18 protein-coding genes are annotated in these 21,764 nt (G+C 65.2%); 8 read left to right on the forward strand and 10 right to left on the reverse strand.

All coding sequences use genetic code 11. The features are described 5' to 3' along the window. Position 1 precedes the first annotated feature (1 nt). From ACOZ4H_RS00310 to ACOZ4H_RS00320, 3 genes are read right to left on the reverse strand one after another with little or no spacing between them, the layout of a single operon-like run. The gene (locus ACOZ4H_RS00310; protein WP_424327446.1) at positions 2 to 1,390 is read right to left on the reverse strand and encodes a DUF58 domain-containing protein; all 1,389 of its coding nucleotides are present in this window, start codon (positions 1,388 to 1,390) and stop codon (positions 2 to 4) included. Between the two features lie 2 nt (positions 1,391 to 1,392). Next, positions 1,393 to 1,992 (reverse strand): DUF7269 family protein, encoded by a 600-nt coding sequence (locus tag ACOZ4H_RS00315; RefSeq protein ID WP_424327447.1) that lies wholly within the window; start codon positions 1,990 to 1,992, stop codon positions 1,393 to 1,395. Next, positions 1,992 to 4,769: a transglutaminaseTgpA domain-containing protein gene (locus ACOZ4H_RS00320; protein ID WP_424327448.1), complete on the reverse strand. Its 2,778-nt coding sequence runs from the start codon at positions 4,767 to 4,769 to the stop codon at positions 1,992 to 1,994. The genes ACOZ4H_RS00315 and ACOZ4H_RS00320 overlap by 1 nt, the downstream gene beginning before the upstream one ends. 149 nt (positions 4,770 to 4,918) lie before the next feature. Here ACOZ4H_RS00320 and ACOZ4H_RS00325 point away from each other — a divergent pair, with 149 nt between their 5' ends. From ACOZ4H_RS00325 to ACOZ4H_RS00335, 3 genes are all read left to right on the forward strand, one after another. Then, positions 4,919 to 5,194, forward strand: a complete 276-nt coding sequence (locus ACOZ4H_RS00325; RefSeq protein WP_424327449.1) for a hypothetical protein — start codon at positions 4,919 to 4,921, stop codon at positions 5,192 to 5,194. Between the two features lie 93 nt (positions 5,195 to 5,287). Continuing rightward, on the forward strand, positions 5,288 to 6,226 hold the full coding sequence (locus tag ACOZ4H_RS00330; RefSeq protein WP_424327450.1) for an ATP-binding cassette domain-containing protein: 939 nt from the start codon (positions 5,288 to 5,290) through the stop codon (positions 6,224 to 6,226). Then, positions 6,223 to 7,227: an ABC transporter permease gene (locus ACOZ4H_RS00335; protein ID WP_424327451.1), complete on the forward strand. Its 1,005-nt coding sequence runs from the start codon at positions 6,223 to 6,225 to the stop codon at positions 7,225 to 7,227. Before ACOZ4H_RS00330 ends, ACOZ4H_RS00335 begins: the two co-directional genes overlap by 4 nt. A 116-nt stretch (positions 7,228 to 7,343) precedes the next feature. Here the strand turns inward: ACOZ4H_RS00335 and ACOZ4H_RS00340 are convergent, their stop codons facing one another. From ACOZ4H_RS00340 to ACOZ4H_RS00360, 5 genes are all read right to left on the reverse strand, one after another. After that, positions 7,344 to 8,507 carry a response regulator gene (locus tag ACOZ4H_RS00340; RefSeq protein ID WP_424327452.1) on the reverse strand — a complete coding sequence of 388 codons (1,164 nt, stop codon included), beginning with the start codon at positions 8,505 to 8,507 and terminating at the stop codon, positions 7,344 to 7,346. A gap of 145 nt (positions 8,508 to 8,652) precedes the next feature. Then, a complete protein-coding gene (gene ligA, locus ACOZ4H_RS00345) occupies positions 8,653 to 10,728 on the reverse strand; it encodes an NAD-dependent DNA ligase LigA (protein ID WP_424327453.1) in 2,076 nt (691 codons plus the stop codon). 153 nt (positions 10,729 to 10,881) lie between these two features. Further along, the gene (locus tag ACOZ4H_RS00350; RefSeq protein ID WP_424327454.1) at positions 10,882 to 11,151 is read right to left on the reverse strand and encodes a HalOD1 output domain-containing protein; all 270 of its coding nucleotides are present in this window, start codon (positions 11,149 to 11,151) and stop codon (positions 10,882 to 10,884) included. Between the two features lie 188 nt (positions 11,152 to 11,339). Further along, on the reverse strand, positions 11,340 to 12,443 hold the full coding sequence (locus ACOZ4H_RS00355) for a pyridoxal-phosphate-dependent aminotransferase family protein (protein WP_424327455.1): 1,104 nt from the start codon (positions 12,441 to 12,443) through the stop codon (positions 11,340 to 11,342). Between the two features lie 335 nt (positions 12,444 to 12,778). Beyond that, positions 12,779 to 13,255, reverse strand: a complete 477-nt coding sequence (locus ACOZ4H_RS00360) for a hypothetical protein (protein ID WP_424327456.1) — start codon at positions 13,253 to 13,255, stop codon at positions 12,779 to 12,781. Between the two features lie 137 nt (positions 13,256 to 13,392). On the opposite strand from ACOZ4H_RS00360, the gene ACOZ4H_RS00365 reads away from it, so the two are divergent. Next, positions 13,393 to 14,019: a hypothetical protein gene (locus ACOZ4H_RS00365; protein ID WP_424327457.1), complete on the forward strand. Its 627-nt coding sequence runs from the start codon at positions 13,393 to 13,395 to the stop codon at positions 14,017 to 14,019. Between the two features lie 33 nt (positions 14,020 to 14,052). Continuing rightward, on the forward strand, positions 14,053 to 15,798 hold the full coding sequence (locus ACOZ4H_RS00370; protein WP_424327458.1) for an excinuclease ABC subunit C: 1,746 nt from the start codon (positions 14,053 to 14,055) through the stop codon (positions 15,796 to 15,798). A gap of 109 nt (positions 15,799 to 15,907) precedes the next feature. On the opposite strand, the gene ACOZ4H_RS00375 is transcribed toward ACOZ4H_RS00370, so the two are convergent. Beyond that, a complete protein-coding gene (locus ACOZ4H_RS00375) occupies positions 15,908 to 16,624 on the reverse strand; it encodes a fumarylacetoacetate hydrolase family protein (RefSeq protein ID WP_424327459.1) in 717 nt (238 codons plus the stop codon). A gap of 247 nt (positions 16,625 to 16,871) precedes the next feature. Between ACOZ4H_RS00375 and ACOZ4H_RS00380 the strand changes: the two genes are divergently transcribed. Together ACOZ4H_RS00380 and ACOZ4H_RS00385 are read left to right on the forward strand one after the other, a co-directional pair. Then, entirely contained in the window at positions 16,872 to 17,828 is a 957-nt protein-coding gene (locus tag ACOZ4H_RS00380; protein ID WP_424327460.1) for a M48 family metallopeptidase, read from the forward strand. A gap of 478 nt (positions 17,829 to 18,306) precedes the next feature. Further along, the gene (locus ACOZ4H_RS00385; RefSeq protein WP_424327461.1) at positions 18,307 to 18,483 is read left to right on the forward strand and encodes a hypothetical protein; all 177 of its coding nucleotides are present in this window, start codon (positions 18,307 to 18,309) and stop codon (positions 18,481 to 18,483) included. A gap of 648 nt (positions 18,484 to 19,131) precedes the next feature. On the opposite strand, the gene ACOZ4H_RS00390 is transcribed toward ACOZ4H_RS00385, so the two are convergent. After that, positions 19,132 to 19,896, reverse strand: a complete 765-nt coding sequence (locus tag ACOZ4H_RS00390; protein WP_424327462.1) for an IclR family transcriptional regulator — start codon at positions 19,894 to 19,896, stop codon at positions 19,132 to 19,134. Positions 19,897 to 20,160: 264 nt separating this feature from the next. Between ACOZ4H_RS00390 and ACOZ4H_RS00395 the strand changes: the two genes are divergently transcribed. Beyond that, positions 20,161 to 21,606: an aldehyde dehydrogenase family protein gene (locus ACOZ4H_RS00395; RefSeq protein ID WP_424327463.1), complete on the forward strand. Its 1,446-nt coding sequence runs from the start codon at positions 20,161 to 20,163 to the stop codon at positions 21,604 to 21,606. Positions 21,607 to 21,764 lie beyond the last annotated feature (158 nt).

A 21,764-nucleotide genomic window follows, 5' to 3' on the forward strand; every position in this document is an offset into this window, starting at 1 on the left:
GTTACACGCTGAACAGGTCCGCGAGCGAGGCGCGGAGCGCCACGTCGATGGGGCTGTCGAGGTCCCAGTCGATGACGGTCGCGCCGGACAGTTCGGCCCGCTGGAGCCGGGCGATTCGTTCGGTACCGGCGACGGCCGCACCGAGCGAGTCCCCGCGGGTCAGCGACGGACTCACGAGCGTCGACGGGTAGTCACGGACCGCAAGCGACGACACCAGCGAGACGGGCCAGTCGTCGGCGGCCGGCGAGAACACGACCACCTGCGCGGTCGGCGGGAGTCGAGCGAGCACGGCGAGCAGGTCCGGGTCCTCGATTGTGCCGCCGTCAGCCGTCGTCACCCGCGCATCTCCGCCCTGTGGCTGTGGGGACGACCCGTCGCCGGACACGTCGGCGTCACCGGCCGGGGTGGCAGCCGACTGCCGGGCCGCGGCGCGGCCCACGCTATCAAACACCTGTCTCGCGTGGGCGGCCGCGTGACCGCCCGAGGCGTCGACCCACGCCAGGCCGTCGGGACCGAGCCCGCCGGGGACATCCTCCGCGGCCAGTCCGACGGCACAGACGCTCGCGACGACGCTGGTCCGGGAGAGGGCGTCGAACAGGCGCTCGGCGGCGTAGGCCGACAGTTCGGCACCGGTCGGGAATCCCGGCTCCGGCGTCACGCGGGCCGGCGGCCGCGCGTCCACGACCAGCACCGTCCTGACGGCCTGTTCCTCCCGGTAGTCGATGGTCGTCAGCTCGTCGGTCTTGGCGTAGCGCCGCCAGTCGATGCGGTTGACCGGGTCACCGGGCTGGTAGCTCCGCGTCGAGTGGAACTCGAGGCCGCTCCCGCCGGTGTCGGTCGGAAGCGTCCCCGCCCGCGGGAGCGTCGCGTCGGCCATCGGCACCTCGGAGACGGTGTTCGAGCACGTCAGCGCTCCGTCGCCGGCCACGGGCAGGTCGACGGTCACCTCGTCGCTGGCCGACAGCGTCCGCACCCGCACCGCGGCGGCGTCGAACGTGTATGTCCCGCGCTTCGCCATCACGGCGTAGGACAGCGTGGCACTCTCGTTTGGCCGTAGCGAGGTACAGAGCCGCGGCGATCCCTCGACGACGGCCAATTCCTCTGGCACGCCGTCGATGACCCGCACGTCGGTCAGCGAACTGCTGCCGGTGTTCGTGAGCGTGAGTTCGATCTCGACCGGCTCACCCGGTGTGGGCTGGGCGTCAGAAACGGACCGTGCCGCTTGCAGATCGGTTCCCGGCGGCACCCGCGACAGCGCGCCGTAGGCGACGTAGATGAGCGGGATTGCGGTCGCCGCGAGCAACAGCGGTTCGGCGGTCAGCAGCGAGACGCTGACGAGAAACAGCGCTGCCGCGAGGCCGCCGCTCCAGCGTCGGACGCGGCGATGCATCGTCAGCGCGCACCCCCCGACACCTGCTCGATAGCGTCGACCGTCCGGCGGATGCGGCGGCGGCGCTCGCTCTCCGGGTCGAGCCAGAGGCGCAGTCGGGCCAGCAGCGACTGGGGCTCCGTCGGCGAGAGCAGCGCCGCCGCGACGGCGTCGTCGGTCCAGGTGCCCGTCTGCACCGCCCGCCGGGCGTCCGCCTGCGAGACGCCAGTGCCGATGGCGTAGGCCGTCGTCGCCGCGGCGGCGAGTCGCTCGGTGACCGTGTCCATCGCCGCGTCGTCGCCCGCAACCGCGTCGTCGATGGCCGCGTCGATGTCGGCGGCGAACAGCCGCCCCTCCGTCGCCGTCACGTCTTCCGGCGGGCTGTCGACGGCCACGTCGAAGGCGGTCGGCGAGCCACCGCCGAGGAGCCCACCCAGCCAGCCGGCGAAGACCGAACAGAGTCCGACGACTAGACTCCCAGCGAGGAGGGCAGTCGTCGGGGCAACACTACCGAACACGGCGACCAGCGACTCGCCGGCGGCCGTCGGAGCAAAGATCAGGGAGGCCGCGACGGCGGTCGCCAGCAGCCCCATAGTCCCGAAGACGACCGTTCGCAGGCGCATCAGGGCCGTCCCCCCGTCGCGTCGTCAGTGTCGTCGGTCGCGCCGGACTGCTGCCCGGCGGCCGCTTCGATGGTCCGAATCGCCTCCTCGACGGCCGCCACGTGCTCCTGTGGGTCCCGCTGGCCGTACTCGACCGCCCGGAACGCGTCCCGGACCGTCCGAACCGCGGCCGGCGGGAGGTCGTCCCGTTCGATGGCGTGAGTCGCGATTTCCCCGGGTGTCCGCGTCCAGTACCGCCGGAGCGAAACGTGGGTCAGGAAGCGCGTCCACGCCTCGCGGATGGTGACCCGGGCCGCGGGCGTCCCGTCTCCCCCATTAGATGCGGTCGCGGAGACGGCCGCCACCGCATCGCCGGCTGCGTCTTCGGCGGCCGAAAGGCGTGCGTCAACCCACGCTCGTAGCGCGTCGAGCAGCGCACCGGGGGACCGGCGGCCGACGAGCAGGTCTCGGATCGCCGTGACAGTGAGTTCGAGTCGCGTGCGAAAGCGGCCCAGCAGATCATCGAGAACCACCGCGACGCCGACCAGCGCCCCGACGGCGAACTCGCGGGCCGCCCGCACCCACTCCAGCAGCGTCCCGGGCGTGACGTTCCGCCGACGAGCGCCGAGTACTGTGCCGCCGAGGAGGACGCCGAGAGCGAGCACGACACCCGCGGCGTTGACGAACAGCCCCCCGACGGTCGTCGTGGCCGTCTGGCCGTACTTCGAGACCGAGATCTCGGCGCTGGCGGCGAGCGGGAGGCCGACCGTCGCCCGGCCGGTCGTACCGGTCCGGGCCGTCGGCTCCCCACCAACCGCGACCGTCGCGTTCGTCACCGGCTCACCGCCCATCGTCGCGTTCACCGTCTGGCCGGCCGCGGGCAGGGCCAACGGGAGCGTCGGCGACGTTGCCACAGAGAGCCGTTCGAGTACGACGGTCGTGTTGCCGCTGACGGCGTCACGCTCGACGGCAACCGAGACGTTCCCGGGCTCGGTCGGGAGCGTGACCGCCGCGCGTCCCTGCCGGTCCGTCGTCGCCACCTGCTCGCCATCCAGCAGTACGTCGCCGTCCCGCACCGGCACGCCGTCGACGGTCGCGGTGACGGTCACCTCGCCTCCGGTGACCTGCTCGCCGGTGACGCTCACGGACGCGCTGGTGTTCAGTTCGTAGCTCGCGTTCGTCGACTGCTGGGCCCGCGGGCCGGCGACAGCAAACGCGCGAGTGCTGTCACGCGGGACCGACGGCGCGGCGAGCGATGCCTCCTCGTCGGGCGCATCGACGGTAATCGTCAGCTCCGCCTCGTAGGGGACCGTCCCGGAAACGGTGCCGTCCGGCCCCGTCGTTCCGACCGGCTCGCCGTTGAAGTACACGGCCGCTCCCTCGACCGGCGCGCCGTCGCGGGTCACCGTCGCCGCCACTGCCGCGCCCGGCGTCGCCGTCCGGTTGAGTTCGACGACGAACTCGCCGGACTGGGAGACCGACTGGCCGTCGCCCGAGCCGCTGGTTCCGTCACCGTCACCTGTTTCGCTATCGCTTGTCTCGCTTCCCTCGCTTTCGTCACTGCCAGACTCCTGCCCCGCCCCATCAGTCGGGGCTTCGGTCTGTGTCTCGCCCGTCGGCGTCCCGACGGCGAACTCCTCGTCGGGGCTCCCGGACTCCGCGGCGCTGTACTCCTGACTGCTGTTTTGCATCGCCTGCTGTTCGGATTCCAGGCGCTCCTGGCCCGGCGTCGGGTCGAACTGCACCCAGCCGACGCCCTCGAAGTACACCTCGACCCACGCGTGGGCGTTCATGCCGCGGACGGTGTACTCGTTCTGGCCAGTCCGCTCGCCGGTCGAGTAGCCGACGACGTAGCGGGCCGGGATGTCCTGGCTGCGCAGCATTACGACCATCGAGGTGGCGAAGTACTCGCAGTACCCCTTGTCCATCTGGAAGATGAACTCCGAGGCCACGTCGTCCTCGGGCGACTGGCTGACGTTCAGCGAGTAGTTCTTGTTCGCCTCCAGCCACTGCTCGATGGTCGCCGCCGTCTCGTATGGCGAGTCGCTGTCCTCGGTCAGCCGGTCGGTGAACGGCCCCACCTGGGCCGAGGTTGAGGCCGGCACGCCCGTGTAGCGCGATTCGATTTCGTCGGGGTAGTCCCGCCCGCTCGTCTGCAGCACCTCGGGATCGTCGGGCGGCGTGACGCTGGTCGCGCTGTAGGTCGTTCCGGCGGGCAGCGGCCGTTCGGACGTGACCGCGCCGTACTCTGTGACCATCACGTCCTCGCGGGAGACCGATTTCGGCCGCCAGACGGTCGGCAGCGACGTGGCGGACTTGGCCAGTCGAACCTCGTAGTCGACCGTCGTGTCGGTCATTCCGTCGACCGCCATCGCCCCCTCGTAGGCCTCGGGGTCCGCGCGCCCGTCCCAGCCCGTGCCGGTGTACGTTTCGTACGCGCCGGTCCGCCAGTACGCCGGTTCCGAGCTCGTGACGGTGAAATGCGGCTCCGTGTCCTGTGACCGGTACGGGCTGTCACCGCTGTCGAGCGACCCGCCAACATCGGTCTGGCTTCCCGGGTTCAGCGCGCCGAGTTGCCCCCCGCTGCCGCCGGTCGAGGTCCCCCCTCCAGACCCGAGCGGGTTCTCCTGGGGGAGCGGCACGAGGGACTCCATCGGACTCTGTGTCCCACCGGGGGACAGAATCGGGAGCATCGCCGTCGCGAGTACCACGGCGACGACACACACGGCAGTGAGTAGTACCCGGAGGTAGTCCCGGTCTGCCGATACGTCATCGAAGGGCGAGTCGTCGGAGACCACGTCGGATTACCGTACCGTCCCGGCGCTGTCGCCATAAATCTGCTGTCAGTGGCGGGGACGGCGCGCCTGTCATCGTCGCAGTAGTTGCTGTACCGAGGACCACCGGATGGTTGTAAGATATAAACCGCAAGCGAAGCAACCCAACAGCAATGACCGACGACGAGGAGACGGTCCAGTGCTGGCTGGTCGAACGCTCCAGTTTCGGCGACGAACGGATGGTGACGCTCATCTACGCGCCCCCGGAAGGCGACCGCCACCTGACCAAACAGCTCTCACCGAATCTGCTGAGACGCAAACGGATTACGGCGGCCATCGACGTCGAACCCGAGCGACTCGAACCCGTGAACGAAGCAGAGACCCGAGACCGCTACGCCACGGAGGCCCAGCGGATGGCCGAGCGCCACGACCCCGACGCAGAGGTGTAAGCGGCCGCTGGAACAGTTGAACCTCTGTACTTCCATTTCGGCTGATATTTCGAACACGAAAGACTATACAGGCGGCCGTCACAAACCGGCCGTATGGCAGCGATAGAACTGGATGGCGTCACCAAGCAGTTCGGGAGCCTCACCGCGCTGCAAGGGGTCGACCTCACCGTCGAGGAGGGCGAGATCTTCGGCTTCCTCGGCCCGAACGGGGCCGGGAAGTCGACGACGATCAACATCCTCCTGGATTTCGTCCGCGCGACCGACGGGTCGGCGACGGTGCTCGGTCACGACATCCACGAAGAACCAAAACAGATTCGTGCCCGCACTGGAGTCCTCCCCGAAGGCTACGACGTGTACGACCGGCTCACCGGTCGCCAGCACCTCTCCTTTGTCATCGAGTCGAAAGACGCAGACGACGTACCTGACGAACTGGCCGAGCGAGTCGGCATCGCCGACGCCATCGACCGCAAGGCCGGCGGCTACTCGAAGGGGATGCAACAGCGCCTCGTGCTGGCGATGGCGCTCGTCGGCGAGCCAGACCTCCTCATTCTCGACGAGCCGACGACCGGGCTCGACCCGAACGGGGCCCGGTTGATGCGGGAGCTCATCCGCGAGGAGAACGAGCGCGGCGCGACCGTCTTCTTCTCCAGTCACATTCTCGGCCAGGTCGAGGCCGTCTGTGACACGGTCGGTATCCTCCAGAACGGCCGTCTCATCGCGAAAGACAGCGTCGCCGGGCTGCGTGAGGCCGCCGCCGGGGACACCGTCCTCCGCGTGACGCTGGCCGACGGCGACGGCACCGACGACGCGGTCGCGGCTATCGAGGAGCTCGACGAGGTCTCGACGGTGACCGCGGACGGGACCACGCTCACTGTCGGCTGTGACAGCGATGCGAAGATGGCCGTCCTCAATGCCGTCGAGGAAAGCGGGGGCGAGGTCGCCAACTTCGAGACTGAGGAAGCGTCGCTCGATGAAGTGTTCGCCGCCTACACCGAGCAACAGGAGCAAGAACAGGCGGAGGTCGACGCATGAGCACCGAACAGAACCCCGTCAAGCGCTTCCTCGGGGACGTCGATACGAGCATCAAGAACTCCGAGTTCGCCGACTGGTACCCCATCTCGAAAAAGGAGTTCCGCGATACGGTCCGCTCGCCGTGGATCTGGGTGCTCTCGTTCATCTTCATCGTCCTCTTCGCGCTGCCGGCGCTGCTCGGCCTGTATTTCAACATCGGCCAGCAGTTCGCCGAAGCGGGGGCGTCGCTGACGACAGATGCGTACGTCCGGTTCGCACTGCCGATCGCAGCGCCGCTGCTCCCCGCAGTCGCAATCGTCATCGGCTACGCCGCAATCGCCCGGGAGAGCGAGCGAGGCTCCCTGAAGATACTGCTCTCGCTCCCGTACACGCGCGGCGAACTGCTCGCGGGCAAGTTCGTCGGCCGGAGCGCGATCACGCTCATTCCGGTCACGGTCGGATTCCTGACGACGCTATTAGTGATACTCCCGTCACAGATCGAGATCGCGTGGGAGTCGTTCCTGCTGTTCGCGCTCGTCACGATGGCCTACGGCGTCGTGTTCACGGCGTTCGCGATCGGTCTCTCGGCGGCGATGAAGACCGCACGACGGACGATGGCCGCGTCGCTCGGGATTTACGTCTACCTGCAGGTGTTCTGGTCGAACCTCGGCGCGGGGCTCGGGAACCTGCTGTCGGACCACGCGAACATCGGCGAGGTGACCCAGCTCCACGTCGAGCTGTTCGTCTCGCTGCTGAGCCCCATCGCCGCGTACCGCACGCTCGTCCGGGAGATCCTGCAGGGCTCGCCGATCCGCTCGCGGCTCCTGCTGACGTCGAGTCCGCAGGTGACGTGTGAGGAGATGCTGGGCGGGACACTCGAGATGACACAGACCGGTGTCGAGTGTACCAACGCCGCCTTGCCGCCCCAGTACGGGACGGTTGCGGTCATCGGCTACCTCCTGCTGTGGCTGGTCGTCCCGCTGGTCGCCGGCTACTACGTCTTCGAAAACAAGGACCTGTAGCGCGCCGCCGCTGTTCACGCGCCGGTTCGCAGTTTTTCTGTGTGCTGACTACCGCAGTGAACACATCACCCGGGGGTGTGACACCGCCGATCCCGAACCGAACGCTGCTTGGCGACCTATCTTTCGTGCTCCCACTGTTCCGTCACTTCGCGGGTGACGGCGACCACGCCCGTGACCTGCCCATCGACTTCCAGCGGCGTGAGGCGGTACTCCAGCACTTCGTACCCGTGGCCGGAAAACTCGCCGCTCACCACCCCACGGAGTTCGTCGCGGTCGCCGTCGATCAGCTCTTGGTATGGGTCCTCCTCGTGCTCGCTCCTGATCTTGGGCAGGAGCTGGCTCGATTCACCTTCCAGTTCGTCCCTCGATGTCCCGTAGAACGAGGCTAAGTACTCGTTGACAACCTCGAACCGACCCTCCGTGTCGTAGATGCAGGCCGCCTCCTGCATCGTGTTTACCATCCGCTCGTACCGTCGCAGCTCCCGTTCTCGCTCCCTGCGGTCGGTGATGTCGGTGACGAACCCCTCCAGCACGGCCGAGTCAGCATCCGCACCGGGGACGCGGTGGCCGCGTTCCCACATCCACTTCGTGGCGCCGTCTGCAGTGATAATCCGATAGGTCATCTCGAACTCGCCGTCGGCCGCGAGCCCCTCCTGGACCGTCTCCGTGATCCGGTCGCGGTCCGCCGGATGGAGTACGTCCTCACCCCAGGTTACCGCCCCGGTCTCGAAGTCCGTGGCTGTGTAGCCGGTGAGCGGTTCGATTTCGCCCTCGACGGTTTCCATTGGCCATCCCGGCGCGTTTAGACGGCGATAAACCATGCCCGGGAGGCTACTGATGAGCGATTCCAGCCGACGGGTTCGCTCGTCGAGTTTTCGCTGGGACCGATGTGCGTCGACAGCGTTTCTGATCCGGTTTGCGAGCAGTGTGTACTGCTCGGCGCCCGAACCCTTCTGGAGGTAGTCGGTCACGCCCGCAGAGATCGCATCGCTCGCGATTTCCTCGGACCCTTTCCCGGTGTAGAGAATGAACGGGAGCTCCGGGTAGTGCTGGCGGACGGCTTCAAGGAACTCGATCCCGTTCTGGTCCGGCATGTCGTAGTCCGAGACGACGCAGTCGTACTGGCCCGTAGAGAGTGTCTCTAGCGCTTGTTCGGCACTCGCCGCCGTCTCGACGCACAACCGGTCGTCCTCGTGTTCGAGCAACGCCGCGGTCGTGTCGGCGAAGTTGGAGTTGTCATCAACGTGGAGAATACGGACCGAATCACCAGAGTGGTCCATTATTTTGTGTAGTTGGCGGTGCACGAACAAATAAATATGGCCGAGACCGAGGGTCACCGCCAGACAGGGAGCGGCGCGATCAGTCGTATTGAGTTCGGTTCCGGGAGGTCTCACCACGGCCGACGGCTGCGTCCGGGACCCGCGATTACAGCACGCCCGCGTCTTCCAGTAGCGCCTCGAACTCGGCTTCGCTGAGCGTCTCCACGTCGTGTTCTTCCGCGTCGTCCTGTTTCCGCTGGCCGGGGTTGTCGCCGAGCACCAGATAGTCCGTGTTGCCGGAGAGGCTGCTCGTCGCTGATCCGCCGTTGCGCTCGACCAGGTCCTGCGCGTCGCTGCGAGTGTACCCGTCGAGCGACCCGGTGAAAACGAACGTCAGACCCGCAAGGGCGTCACCACCCGTCTCCTCGGCAGCCTGTGGGGTGACGTGGTCGAGCAGGCGGTCGATGACGGCACGATTGCCCTCGCCCTCGAAGAACTCGACGATTGAGCGCGCGACGGTCGAACCCACGTCGGGCACGGCCTCGAACGCGTCGGTGTTGCCGTCGTCAGCGGCGTCGAGTATCGCCTCGAACGTGCCGAACTCCTGAGCGAGGTTTCGTGCGGTGACGGTGCCCACTTCGGGGATACCCAGCGCGACGAGGAAGTTCGCAAGCGGCGGCTCGCGGGCGTCGCCCATCTCAGTAACGAGGTTCCGGGCGCTGGTCTCACCCCACCCCTCCAGGTCAGTGAGGTCCTCGACGGTGAGTTCGTACAGGTCTGAGGGGTCCGAGACGAGGCCAGCGTCGAGGAGTTGCTGGACGGCCTTCTCGCCGAGGCCCTCGATGTCCAGCGCGTCGCGGCTTGCGTAGTGCTCGACGCTGCGCTCGCGCTGGGCGGGGCAGGTGAGGCCGCCGGTGCAGAACGCCATCGGGCCATCGCGCTCGACCGGGCTGTCACAGGCTGGGCAGGTGTCCGGGAACTCGAAGTGGCCGTCGCCGTCATCGTCGAGCACTTCGACGACGTCCGGGATGACGTCCCCGGCCCGCTTGATGCGGACGCGGTCGCCCACGTCGACGCCGAGGTCTGCGATGAGCGAAGGGTTATGCAGCGAGGCGCGGGAGACGGTGACGCCGCCGACCTCGACGGGGTCCATCAGCGCGACGGGGGTGAGCCGGCCGGTCCGGCCGACCTGCACGACGATGTCCCGCACCGTCGTCTCCTCCTTGCGAGCCGGGAACTTGTAGGCGAAGGCCCACCGCGGGGCGCGTGCGGTCGAGCCGAGTTCGTCGCAGGCGTCCAAATCGTCGACCTTGATAACGACACCGTCGATTTCGTAATCGAGGTCGTCGCGGGCCCGGTGCTGGTCGTTCCGGTAGTCGATGGCGGCGTCGATCTCGTCGACGACGGCAGTCCGGTCACACACACGGAGACCCCAATCGGGGAACCGTTCGTGTATCCCGCTGTGGCTCTCGAAATCGACCGAGGCGTCGAGGACACCGAAGAAGAACACCGACAGCGGACGCTCTGCGGTCACCGACGGGTCGAGCTGGCGGAGCGTCCCGGCAGCGGCGTTGCGGGGATTCGCAAAGGGGTCCTCGCCCCGCTCCACACGCTCGCGGTTGAACGCCGTGAAGGCGTCCCGCGGGATGTACGCCTCACCGCGGACGACCAGAACGTCGGGGTAGTCACCGCGGAGCCGCTGGGGAACGCTGGAGATGGTACGGACGTTCTCTGTCACGTCCTCGCCGACCTCGCCGTCGCCGCGGGTCGCGGCCCGCTGGTAGACGCCGTCCTCGTAGACGACCTCGATAGAGAGGCCGTCGAACTTCGGTTCGCAGAAGTACTGCACGTCGCCATCGAGGCTGTTTCGGACCCGCTTGTCGAACTCTCGAACGTCAGCTTCCTCGCCACCCTGGTCGATAGAGCCCATCTGTGCGACGTGTTCGACCTCGGGAAGCTCGTCCAGCGGTTCGCCGCCGACGCGCTGGGTCGGACTGCCGTCGGTGTCGAGGTCGAACGCCGATTCGAGTCTCTGGAGCCTGTCGAACAGCGCGTCGTAGGCCCGGTCGCTGATGACTGGATCGTTCTCGACGTAGTAGCGGTAGTCGTGATAGCGGATCGCCTCGCGCAACTGGTCGGCTTGCTCGCGGGCGGTCTCGGCGTCGATGTCCTCCACGGGTGCAAATTCGGTCCGCGGATCGGAGATATAGGGGTTGCCGGCGACGTCCTCGGCAGTGGTCATGGTGGAGAAGTGTTGCGTCTCGCGTACAAAAACGGCTCTGCTCCCGGCCGCAGAACTGACGAAACAACAGACAGAAACAGAGATGTAGTTTTCCCACAGCGCTACCACCCGTTAGAACGGTAAAGAGAGGATAACGACTGCAGAAGGTGGCGGCTATCGGCCGATTTTGGCGCTCGGCGCTTCGACGACGAGTTCCCCGTCGCTCCGGACGGTGACGGAGTGGCCGGCGTACTCGAACGAGATGCTGACCGGCGACGAGCGGTCCGAGGAGTCGATGAGTGAGTCGAGTGCTTCTGGGTCGACAGTCTCGTACAGCGGTGCGAAGTCAGTCTGCTCCCGGCCGGTCATGGCGGAGATGTACTCAGTCACTGCCGCGCTCGGTCGCGTCTCGCTCCAGTCGAACTGTTTTCGGGTCACATTCATTGGTGTCGAAGAATCGCTGTCCCCACTTCGCCTGTTACTTTTACTCATATGGTTCGTCTGTCTACACCAAGACAGTTAGTAGTAATATACTCTTCCCAGCATTATCAGACTGTGAAAACGCCAGGCTGTGGAAGCAGACCGCCCCAAATCGGGCCATAATCCCCGTTTTTCGTCGGTTCTCGTCTGAGTTACAGGTCGGCTACGTCTTCGATTGCGTCGGTTAGTTCCTTGATACTCTCGACGGTGTGTTCGCCCATGTGCCCGATTCGGAAACTCTCCTCGCTGATGTCTCCGTAGCCGCTGGAGAACACCATGTCGTACTCCTCGGAGACGGCCTCGACCGTCTCTGCGACGTCGATGCCCTGCGTGTTCTCGATGCACGTCACTGTCTGGGACTCGTAGCCCTCCTCGGGATAGAGGTCGAAATGCTCGCGGGCCCACTCGCGCGTGTACTCGGCCATCTCCCGATGGCGCTGGTCGCGGGCGTCGTGGCTCTCATCGAGCATGTGCTTCATCTGTTTGCGGTAGGCGAGCATGAGCGGAATCGCCGGCGTGGAGTGTGTCTGGCCCTTCCGGTCGTAGTAGTCCAGACAGCGCTGGAAGCCGCCGTACCACGACGCCGAGTCTTTCTCCAGTTCCCGCTCGTAGGCCGCATCGCTGACGGCACAGACCGCGAGTCCGGGCGGCATGGCGAAGGCCTTCTGCGTGGACGTGAAGATGGCGTCGATGCCGTGGGCCTCGATGTCGATCTGGTCGCCGCCGAGACAGGAAATAGCGTCGACGATGAAGTAGGTGTCCGGGTACTCCGCGACCACGTCGCCGATCTCCTCGACGGGGTTGCGGACGCCGGTCGAGGTCTCGTTCATCACGGCCCCGACGGCGTCGTAGTCGCCGGATTCGAGCGCGTCGCGGATGTCGTCGGGTTTGACCGCCCGGCCCCAGTCGTACTCGATGCGGTCGACGTCCTTGCCGAGGCGCTCTGCGACGTTGGCCTGGCGCTCGCTGAACGCGCCGGAGGTCGGCACGAGCATGCTGTCCTCGACCAGGTTGAGCGTCGTCGACTCCCAGAACTCCGTCCCCGACGCCGTGAGCACGATAACGTCGTTGTCGGTGCCGAGGAACTCCTTCGTGTCCTCGACGATGGTGGTGTAGAGGTCCGTCATCCGGTCCATCCGGTGGCCGAACATCGGCTCGGCCATCGCCTCGATAACGTCCTCGCGCACCTCTGTCGGCCCCGGGAGATACAGCGTCTTGTCCTGGTAGTCGTCTTTGTATTCGCGTTTTTCGGTCACAGAACCACCTGTAGTAGGTGGACTCTCGAATCCGGGGGGCATGGTAGTTTTGATACCGGGCGAAGGACATCACCTCACCCCAGCAGCGGCCGGGGCCGGCGGGAAGTTATCGCCGTCACCGTCACGGTTGTCCGCGCCCGCGGGAATAACTCAGACAGCGATTGTACTCTACATGAGGTATTTGCTAATGGGAGTGATAAACATGCACATGGGTCGCCACGCCCCGCTCACGGACGCCCAACGAGCGGCCATCGCCCATAGGGCAGTCGAGCAGGTCGCTGACACGCTGGCTGAGATGCACGATGACTCAATTCAGTCGGGCCAACGTAGACCACTCAGCGCCGACGATACCGGCGGACGCCGTACATGACCAGACCGGCGTAAATTGCCGGGCCGACCAGAACTGTGGCACTGGTCGCTACCGTTCCGCCGAACAGGTATCCGAGGAAGACGTCGATAAACACCAGCAGGAAGGGTGCGAGCGCGAGTGCCTTCCCGCCGGTTCTGATCGCCGCGTCGAACGTCGACTGCGTCGCAGCAATTGCTCCAACGCCGGCGACGACAAGGAGATACGACAGCGTAACGCCCGGTGGCGACACGAGCGGGAGCGTAAACAGCGCGATACCGGCGAGCACGACGCCGACCAGCCGTGGTCCGTTGTCGCTCTGCACGAGCGCGTTCTGGATACCGTCGAGGTCGCCGGCGTTGAGCGCCGCTTCGAAGTCCGACGTGGTCTGACTGCCGCCGGCATCGAGAACCGTCGTCCCGGTTCCGGCGTCGACCGGGCTATCGAAGTCCCGGCCACAGTGCATACACCACGTCGCGGTCGCACTGACTTTCTCTGAGCAGTGAGGGCAGCGGGGATCGGCGGTCATACTGTCATGTTCGAGGGCGCACAGTTAGCGGTTACGGGGGGAGAATATACGGGTGTCCGCGGGAAAGGGGCTGTATGGATTGGGTCGCACGGGCCGAGAGCCTCCTGTACGACGGCGAGGTGATCGAAGCGGACGTTCGGCTGGACCGCGGCGGGGTCGTCGTGACGAGTCACCGCGTCCTCGTGTTCACACCGGACCGCGAGGGATCGAACTACCGACAGGTCGACCGCCCCAACGTCGAGGGCGTCGACGTCACCACGAGCGGCGACTGGTCGTTCCTCGAGCTCGGCGTGAAGGCGCTGGTCGTCGGCGTCGTGCTGGTGGCCGCCGGGACGACCGTGAGCCTCGACGGTCTCGTGGGCAACGTCTCACTGGACAGCGGCGGTGCCGCCAGTGCCGTTGGCATCGGGGGGATGCTGGGGATGCTCCAGACGATGCTGACGTTGATGGCGCAACTGGACGACCTGATGCGCCTCTTCGGCGGCCTCGCGCTTGCCTTTGCCGCTGTCGTCCTCGGGGTCTACCTCTGGAGCCGCGACCGACTGCTCGTCGTGCGCGTCGCCGGCGACGACGACATCGAACTGACAGCGCCGGACGACGAGAGCGTCGTCGACCGGATCGAGGCCGCCATCGTTCCGGACGCGACACCCACCGACACCGGGAACGCGGACCAGTCGCCGCCCGACGACCCGCTCCCGTGACGTTCAACTCTGCCGAGCACCAACCCGAATCTAATGGACGCCGACGGGGTTCGGGAGCGCGCGGGATCGCTGCCACGGGAGCCCGGTGTGTACCTGTTCGAACAGGGCCGGGACGACAAGCGCCGAGTCCTCTACGTCGGGAAGGCCGTCGATCTGCGGGACCGCGTGCGCTCCTATGCCGATCCGCGCAGCGAGCGCATCGCCAAGATGGTCGAGCGTGCCGAGACCATCGACTTCGCCGTCACCGACACCGAGACGCAGGCGCTGCTGCTCGAAGCCAACCTCATCAAGCGCCACCGGCCGCCGTACAACGTCCGGCTGAAAGACGACAAGTCCTACCCGCTGGTCCAGTTGACCGACCATGCCGTCCCCCGAATCGAGGTGACACGCGACCCGGAGGACGGCGCAACCGTCTACGGGCCGTTCACCGACAAGGGGCGGGTCGAGACGGTGGTGAAGGCACTACGGGAGACGTACGGGCTCCGGGGGTGTTCCGACCACAAGTACGGCAACCGGGACCGACCCTGTCTGGACTACGAGATGGGCATCTGTACCGCGCCCTGCACCGGCGAGATCAGCGAGACCGAGTACGCCGAGGACGTCGAAGCCGTCACCCGATATTTCGAAGGCGAGACCGGCGTTCTCGCGGACCCGCTGCGCCGCGAGATGGAGGCCGCCGCGCAGAACCAGGAGTTCGAGCGCGCCGCGAACCTCCGGGACAAGCTCGGGGCCGTCGAGGCGCTCCACGGCGAGGGCGACACCGCTGTCAGCGACTCCGGTGGATACCAGACGACGGACGTGCTCGGTGCTGCCGTCGAGGGCGAACGCGCTATCGTCGCCCGGCTCCACGCCGAGGGCGGCAAGCTCGTCGAACGGGACCGGCACACGCTGGAGGCCCCGGACGGCGAAGGCACTGCCGGCGTGTATCGGGCGTTCATCCCGCAGTACTACGCCGAACGGGAGCTACCCGACCGGATTCTCTGTGCCGAGGACCCCGCCGATCCGGACATCGAAGCCTGGCTGGAGAGCGAGGGCGTCACGCTCGGCGTGCCCGGGGCCGGGCGGGAGGCGACGTTGGTCGATCTCGCGCTGAAAAACGCCCGCCAGCGCGGCGGGACGGACGACGAGACCGGCCGCCTGGCCGACGCCCTGGGCATCGACCGCCCGAGCCGCATCGAGGGCTTCGACGTGAGCCACGCACAGGGCCGGTCGGCCGTCGGCTCGAACGTCACCTTCGTCGACGAGACGCCGGAAAAGGGCGACTACCGTCGCAAGAAGCTCACCGAGCAAAACGACGATTACGCGAACATGCGCGAACTCCTCCGCTGGCGGGCCGCGCGCGCCGTCGAGGGCAGGGACGACCGGCCGGACCCAGACCTGCTGCTCATCGACGGCGGCGACGGCCAACTCGGGGCGGCCCGCGACGCCCTCGCCGAGACCGGCTGGGACGTGCCGGCCATCGCACTGGCGAAAGACGAGGAACTAGTTATCACGCCCGACCGCGTGCACGACTGGGATGACGACGCCCCGCAGCTCCACCTGCTCCAGCGGATTCGCGACGAGGCCCACCGATTCGCCGTGCAGTACCACCAGACGCTCCGGGACGAGGTGTCGACGACGCTCGACGACGTGCCCGGCATCGGCCCCGAGACGCGGAAGCGGTTGCTCCGGCGCTTTGGCAGTGTGGACAACGTCAGGACGGCCTCTGATGAAGAACTGACGGCTGTCGACGGCATCGGCGAGCAGACCGCGGAGACGATTCGGTCTCGGCTGCAGTGATTTCGTATATCGGATAGCAGTTTATCACTGCTGAGCGATCAGATACACTGCTCTGGTGGAAAGGGCCGAAGAAAGTTGCTAAGCGGTGATTCCAGTGTTTCGGATCCCGCTACGGCTCGACAACCGTGTTTCGGAGCGTCCCGACGCCATCGTAGGTTATCTCAATCGTATCACCGGGCGCAACTGTGCCTGGGTTCGCCGGACTCCCGAAGGCGACGACGTCGCCAGGGCGGAACGTGAACCGCTCCGAGAGGTACGCGACCACTTCGTGGGGACCGAACAGCATTTCGCTGGTGTTGGCAGACTGGCGGCGCTCGTCGTTGATGTCGGTGTACATGCTGATGGCCGTGGGGTCGACGTCGGTCTCGACCCACGGCCCCAGGGGCCCGGACCCGTCGAAGGCCTTTCGCGCGGTTCGGCCCTGCTGGTCCAACGCGTCGACGTCGTTCAGTATCGTGTAGCCTCTGACGGCATCGGGAACGTCGGCCGGGTCGAGGTCGTGACACCGTTCACCGATGACTGCGGCCAGTTCACCAGCATAGGTGAGTTCGTCGGAGAACGGCGGGTAGGGGATATCCTGCTCGTGTGCGAGCAGTGCCGTCGGGGGTTTGATGAAGAAGTCCGGCTCCTCGGGCCGGTCGTAGTCCATCTGGTCGTTGGTGGCGGCGTAGTTCCGGCCGACGCAGTACAGCGCGGTCGGTTCACACGGCGGGAGCAGTCGTCCATCGCGGCCGACTGTGTACTGGCCGTCGTCGGCGTGAACGACGCCGTCGACGTATTCGCCGGTGACTGGACCGTCATCCGTCAGCAGGCGTGCGATTCGCATACGCTGTCGTCCGAGGGCCGGTCAAAAAGGCGTGTCGGCCCCACGCCAGCACCGCTCAATGGCCTCGTTTGAGTGGAATATGAGCCGTTCTGGAGCGGTTCGTGGACGAGTACGGACACCGAAGCGATAGCGGATAAATCCTGTACCGCTATATGAAATGGCCAATAACGGCACCCCCGATCCGAGACCCCCAATCAAACACCGTGTCCACCGAAGCGACTTTTTCCAGCAGCACGTATCCCCGAATATGGCTGTGACCCGACGGCTCCTCATGGCCGTCGTTGGACTGTTGTCGCTGCTGGTCTATCTCGTGGCGGCGTACGTCGGGTACATGCTGCTTCTGCCGTTGTGGGACAGTCGCCCGTCGCCGATGGTAGCCGCCGTGGTCGTCATCGGAACGGCAATCGTTCTCGGCGTCGTGAACTACTGGGCTGCGACGGCACGACTCAAGCGATCGCTCAATGCGGTCGAGCTCTCGCGAGCGCGTGCGCCCGAAGCCTACCGCCACCTTGACGCGCTCGTTGACCGGATGGACGTCAAGACACCGACACTGCTACTGGCGGAACTGCCGGTCCCGAACGCGTTCGCCATCGGCGGCGGGGCTGGGGCTATCGTCGTCGACCGGCGGCTGTTCCGGCTGTTGTCCGCGGCGGAGTTCGAGGCGCTACTGGCGCACGAACTCGCACACCTGGAGACCCGCGACGCACTCGTTCAGACTGTCGCCTACAGTCTCGTCCAGACGCTTGTCGGGCTCGTCGGCCTCGTGCTGTTTCCCGCCGTGGTGCTGATCGGTGGCATCGCCCGCTCGCTCGCGTTGCTGCGCGGCGACCCCTCGTCGTGGTCGCGCTCCTGGCTCGGCCGAACGCAACGGTACGCGCTGCAGGTCGTCGCCGGACTCGGGTTTGCCGTGACGCTGCTGCTACTCGGGTACTCCAGACGTCGTGAGCTGGCAGCCGACGACCGCGCAGTCGAGATAACGGAGAATCCCGTTGCGCTTGCCCGCGCCCTCACGAAAATCAAGCGGGCTTCGACGCCGGACCTCGGCCCCCTGCGACAGTTGTACGTTCACAGCGAGGCGGACAGCGAGCTATCGCGGCTCCTGTCGACTCATCCCCCGATGGACGAGCGAATACAGCGGTTACAGGAACGAGCCCGGCACGGCAGTTCCGCGACGGTGAACCGGCCGTCGGGACCCCGTCGGTGACACCGTCCTAGCGACGGCCAGTAGCGCCAATATGTCTGTCGAAGCCACTGTTTTAGACGTATACTACCCTAATCCACTATCAGATAGTGGGATATTAGTCGATGGAGAGGAGACCCCGACGCGTCACAGACGCTCGGCGACGAAGCCGGATTCTATCGTGTAGCCGCTCTGACAGCCGACGGCCGCTGGGACCGTGAGATAGCCCGCCCGTCGCGGTAAGCGACAGGACGGTCGGCTACGCGCTCCCGGACTCCGCGACGCCGACCTCGTCAGCCGCGGGGAAGACGGTCGCGGCGGTCCTACGAGCCGGCGGACCGGGCTGCGGCACGTATTGCGGCCCTGAACCGGACCGGCACTGCTCCGGAAACCGTCACCACCAAGAGTCGAGCGCGGTCACGCGGGCGGTCTCTATATCCGGATGGAGAGCGACATAGCGGTCCTAGAAACCGCTATGTTCTGGTCGACCCTGCACCCGCGTATGCAAGCCAGCATCCCGCGGCGAGCGACCGAGGCGGCAACCAGCCACACGTACGGGTGTCCGCTGTGTAACTGCGGTGCGGACAGCGAAGACGATATTTATTGCCATTTACTGGTCTCACATCGAAAGAGCGCGCTTGCCGACGCCCTCCTAGAAAAGACCGACTGCGGACAGTAGTCCGGTGTTTTATTTTGGTAAGATACGGTGTCCCCTGCTGTTACGATAGCACACTTTGGATATGTCGAAATGGGATTTAGTTATATATTAGACAACCTAGAGTCAGATATCCAGAGTTAATTAGTGAAACGTCGTAGCCGACGATCCAGAATCGTCCTGTTTCGAGAGAACCGTGCGGCAGTGCATCGATCGAGTTTCTCGGTCAGCATGTCTTATTTAACAAATCATATATCGCTATATCAAATTTCGGTGAGGCCACTAACAACCGGCAACCGATCCAGCAGTAACGATCGCCAACAGCGGATTACCGATAACATACATACACGTGTTAGAGCTGGAGAAAGGTATATATACCAGAAAGGGCGTCGCCAGGGTGTACGTCGCAGCGACACAGCTACGGTACGAGTGACAGCAGAGAGACCGTACGATAGTACTGAACAGTCGCGTTTCAACCACGGACCCAGTACTGCACCACAGTCGTTCCCGACGGGACGACAGATCTGGCAAGCGCACAGATTTCGTGTTGCTCTCGTGGGCATTTTAATGAGACTGTGGTCACCGCGCCCCTCAAGACAGCACACGATGGAACAGAGTCACCACCATCCTCTCGTGGTTGGCCTTGGGAGAACAGAGAACAGCGTGCAAAGCCTAGGAGTAGATAACGTTGAGTTCGATAACGTTAGCGACTTCGAGGACCTTCTGTGGTAGTTCCTCTGTAAATCTATCGTCGCGGAATCGGTTAGTCGGACCGGAGACGCTGATAGCACCGAGTACGGTACCGTTGTTGTTCAGCACTGGTGCCGCGACACATCGGAGTCCGTCGAGCCGTTCCTCATCGTCGAACGCAACGCCGGTCTCCCTGACGGTTTCCAAAGTATCCTCCAGTTCCGCCAGCGTGCTGGCTGCGTTGTCGGTTTCAGTCCCCAGCCCGTGTCGTTCGCTGATCGTTTCGACACGCTCCCGGGGTAGATGGGCGAGGATAGCTTTCCCGAGGGCTGTCGAGTGGAGCGGAACGCGGGTGCCGACGTGGGCTTTCACCTGTACGGCCTGTTCACCCCGGGCGCGGTACAGATAGGACCCGCGCCCGTGCTCCTCAACCAGAACGTTCGCCAGCTCACCGGTCTCCGAGGCGAGCCGGTCGACTTCGGGTTTGGCAATGCGGAACAGTTTCTGTCGGTGTCTGGAGTACGCGCCCAGTTCCAGAAACCGGAGACCGACCCTGTAGCGGCCGTCGTCGTTGACGATGTACTTCTCCTGCTCGAGTGTGCTGAGATAGTTGTGGATCGTGCTCTTCGGAAGGTCGAGGTGTCGCGAAAGTTCAGTGACGCCAGCGCCACCGAGGTCTTTGAGTCCGTTGAGTATCTCGAACGTCGTTTCGACCGACTTGACCGGGTTTTGTGCCGTTCGTGCCATGGATTGAGTTGTCAGCGTTAGGTCGCAACTGCGTTGTACACCGAACGAGTCGGCTGCAGGCAACCGTGTGTTCGGAACGCAGCCACCAGTGGTGTATGTTCGTTGTGCAACGATTGTGATAATATCTTATTTATATTTATCGTTTACATCGGGCAAGGAGAGCCCGTGAGAAGCGACTGGCGGTTGCAGGTATTGTCGCCGAACGAAACAGCACAGCGAGGGATGGGAAACGCGTAAGTATCGGGAACGAGATGAATCGAACGTATGACGCAGACGTACGAGAACTATATCGGTGGCGAGTGGACCGGAAGCGGGGAGACACAGGACGTCACGAACCCGGCGGACGAGACCGACGTCGTCAGCACGGTTCCGGTGTCCTCGACGGCGGAAACCGACGAAGCGGTCGCGGCCGCAGTGGACGCGACGGACGAATGGGGCGGAATGCCCGGCCCGGAGCGCGGTGCGATATTGCGCGAGACCGGTGAAATCCTGAAGTCCCGGAAAGACGAACTGGCGGAGACACTGACCCGCGAAGAGGGGAAACCGCTCGGAGAGGCCGAAGGTGAGGTACAGCGGGCGATTGACATCTTCTATTACTACGCGGAGAAGGCCCGCGACTTCGGCGGGACCGTCAAACAGCCAAGCGGTGGCCGTGCCGGCCTGCAGACGAAGAAGGAGCCGATGGGCGTCGCGGCGCTCATCACGCCGTGGAACTACCCCATCGCGATTCCGGCCTGGAAGATCGCCCCGGCGCTCGCGGTCGGGAACGCCGTCGTCATCAAGCCCGCGATGCAGGCCCCGACCGTTGGGGCGATGATCGTCGAGGCACTTGACGAGGCCGGGATTCCGGACGGCGCTATCAACCTCGTCTGTGGCCCCGGTAGCGAGGTCGGCGAGCGACTGACCACCCACGAGGATGTCGACGTAGTGTCGTTCACCGGCAGCGCCTCAGTCGGCGAACACGTCTACGACCAGGCGACGAACAACGGGAAGCGCGCGCAGGCGGAGATGGGCGGGAAAAACCCGACCGTCGTCATGCCGAGCGCCGACGTGGACAAAGCGGCCGACATCGTCGGTGCCGGGGCCTTCGGCGGCACGGGCCAGGCCTGTACGGCGACCTCCCGAGCCATCGTCCACGAGGACGTGTACGACGAGTTCCTCGACGCCATCGTCGATTACGCCGAGTCACTGGATATCGGAAACGGCCTCGACCGGGCCGACATGGGTCCCCACGTCAGTGAGGACGAACTCGCGGGGAGCCTGGAGTACATCGACATCGCACAGTCGGAGGGTGCGACCCTCGAAACGGGCGGCGAAGAACTCACCGGCGGCGAGTACGACGCCGGGAACTTCATCTCGCCGGCCGTCTTCTCCGACGTCGAGCCCGACATGCGCATCGCACAGGAAGAGGTGTTCGGGCCGGTACTCGCCGTGATTCCCGTCTCCGACTTCGACGAGGGTGTCGAGGTCGCCAACGACATCGACTACGGGCTCTCGGCCAGCGTCGTGACCGAAAAAATCGAGGAAGAAAACGAGTTCATCGAGCGCTCCGAGTCCGGCGTGGTCAAGGTCAACGAGAAGACCACCGGGCTGGAACTGCACGTGCCCTTCGGCGGCCTCAAACGCTCCTCGACGAACACCTACCGCGAGCAGGGCGACGCCGGGCTGGAGTTCTTCAGCTACATCAAGACGGTGTACCGCAACAGCTAATCGAGGCGGCTACTGGTGCTGACTGCGAAGTAGTGTTTCTGTAACACAATATTTATATAGTATTAATTTTTATATTCTCTTGCTCTTGTCCACCGCAAGAGCGAGCGTGCAAAGTCATGGTCGTAGCCTAACCGGCAAACGATGGTGGAACGGCCCCA

The organism is Haloarcula amylolytica, assembly GCF_049705545.1.
In the GTDB taxonomy this organism is placed as follows: domain Archaea; phylum Halobacteriota; class Halobacteria; order Halobacteriales; family Haloarculaceae; genus Haloarcula; species Haloarcula amylolytica_B.

Bases quoted from the DNA above. Each gene is read 5' to 3' on its own strand.
- ACOZ4H_RS00365 (WP_424327457.1), top strand. From the start codon at position 13,393: ATGGATTGGGTCGCACGGGCCGAGAGCCTCCTGTACGACGGCGAGGTG.
- ligA (WP_424327453.1), bottom strand. From the start codon at position 10,728: ATGACCACTGCCGAGGACGTCGCCGGCAACCCCTATATCTCCGATCCG.
- ACOZ4H_RS00350 (WP_424327454.1), bottom strand. From the start codon at position 11,151: ATGAATGTGACCCGAAAACAGTTCGACTGGAGCGAGACGCGACCGAGC.
- ACOZ4H_RS00390 (WP_424327462.1), bottom strand. From the start codon at position 19,896: ATGGCACGAACGGCACAAAACCCGGTCAAGTCGGTCGAAACGACGTTC.
- ACOZ4H_RS00325 (WP_424327449.1), top strand. From the start codon at position 4,919: ATGACCGACGACGAGGAGACGGTCCAGTGCTGGCTGGTCGAACGCTCC.
- ACOZ4H_RS00330 (WP_424327450.1), top strand. From the start codon at position 5,288: ATGGCAGCGATAGAACTGGATGGCGTCACCAAGCAGTTCGGGAGCCTC.
- ACOZ4H_RS00395 (WP_424327463.1), top strand. From the start codon at position 20,161: ATGACGCAGACGTACGAGAACTATATCGGTGGCGAGTGGACCGGAAGC.
- ACOZ4H_RS00360 (WP_424327456.1), bottom strand. From the start codon at position 13,255: ATGCACTGTGGCCGGGACTTCGATAGCCCGGTCGACGCCGGAACCGGG.
- ACOZ4H_RS00335 (WP_424327451.1), top strand. From the start codon at position 6,223: ATGAGCACCGAACAGAACCCCGTCAAGCGCTTCCTCGGGGACGTCGAT.
- ACOZ4H_RS00370 (WP_424327458.1), top strand. From the start codon at position 14,053: ATGGACGCCGACGGGGTTCGGGAGCGCGCGGGATCGCTGCCACGGGAG.
- ACOZ4H_RS00380 (WP_424327460.1), top strand. From the start codon at position 16,872: ATGGCTGTGACCCGACGGCTCCTCATGGCCGTCGTTGGACTGTTGTCG.
- ACOZ4H_RS00375 (WP_424327459.1), bottom strand. From the start codon at position 16,624: ATGCGAATCGCACGCCTGCTGACGGATGACGGTCCAGTCACCGGCGAA.
- ACOZ4H_RS00385 (WP_424327461.1), top strand. From the start codon at position 18,307: ATGCAAGCCAGCATCCCGCGGCGAGCGACCGAGGCGGCAACCAGCCAC.
- ACOZ4H_RS00340 (WP_424327452.1), bottom strand. From the start codon at position 8,507: ATGGACCACTCTGGTGATTCGGTCCGTATTCTCCACGTTGATGACAAC.
- ACOZ4H_RS00315 (WP_424327447.1), bottom strand. From the start codon at position 1,992: ATGCGCCTGCGAACGGTCGTCTTCGGGACTATGGGGCTGCTGGCGACC.
- ACOZ4H_RS00310 (WP_424327446.1), bottom strand. From the start codon at position 1,390: ATGCATCGCCGCGTCCGACGCTGGAGCGGCGGCCTCGCGGCAGCGCTG.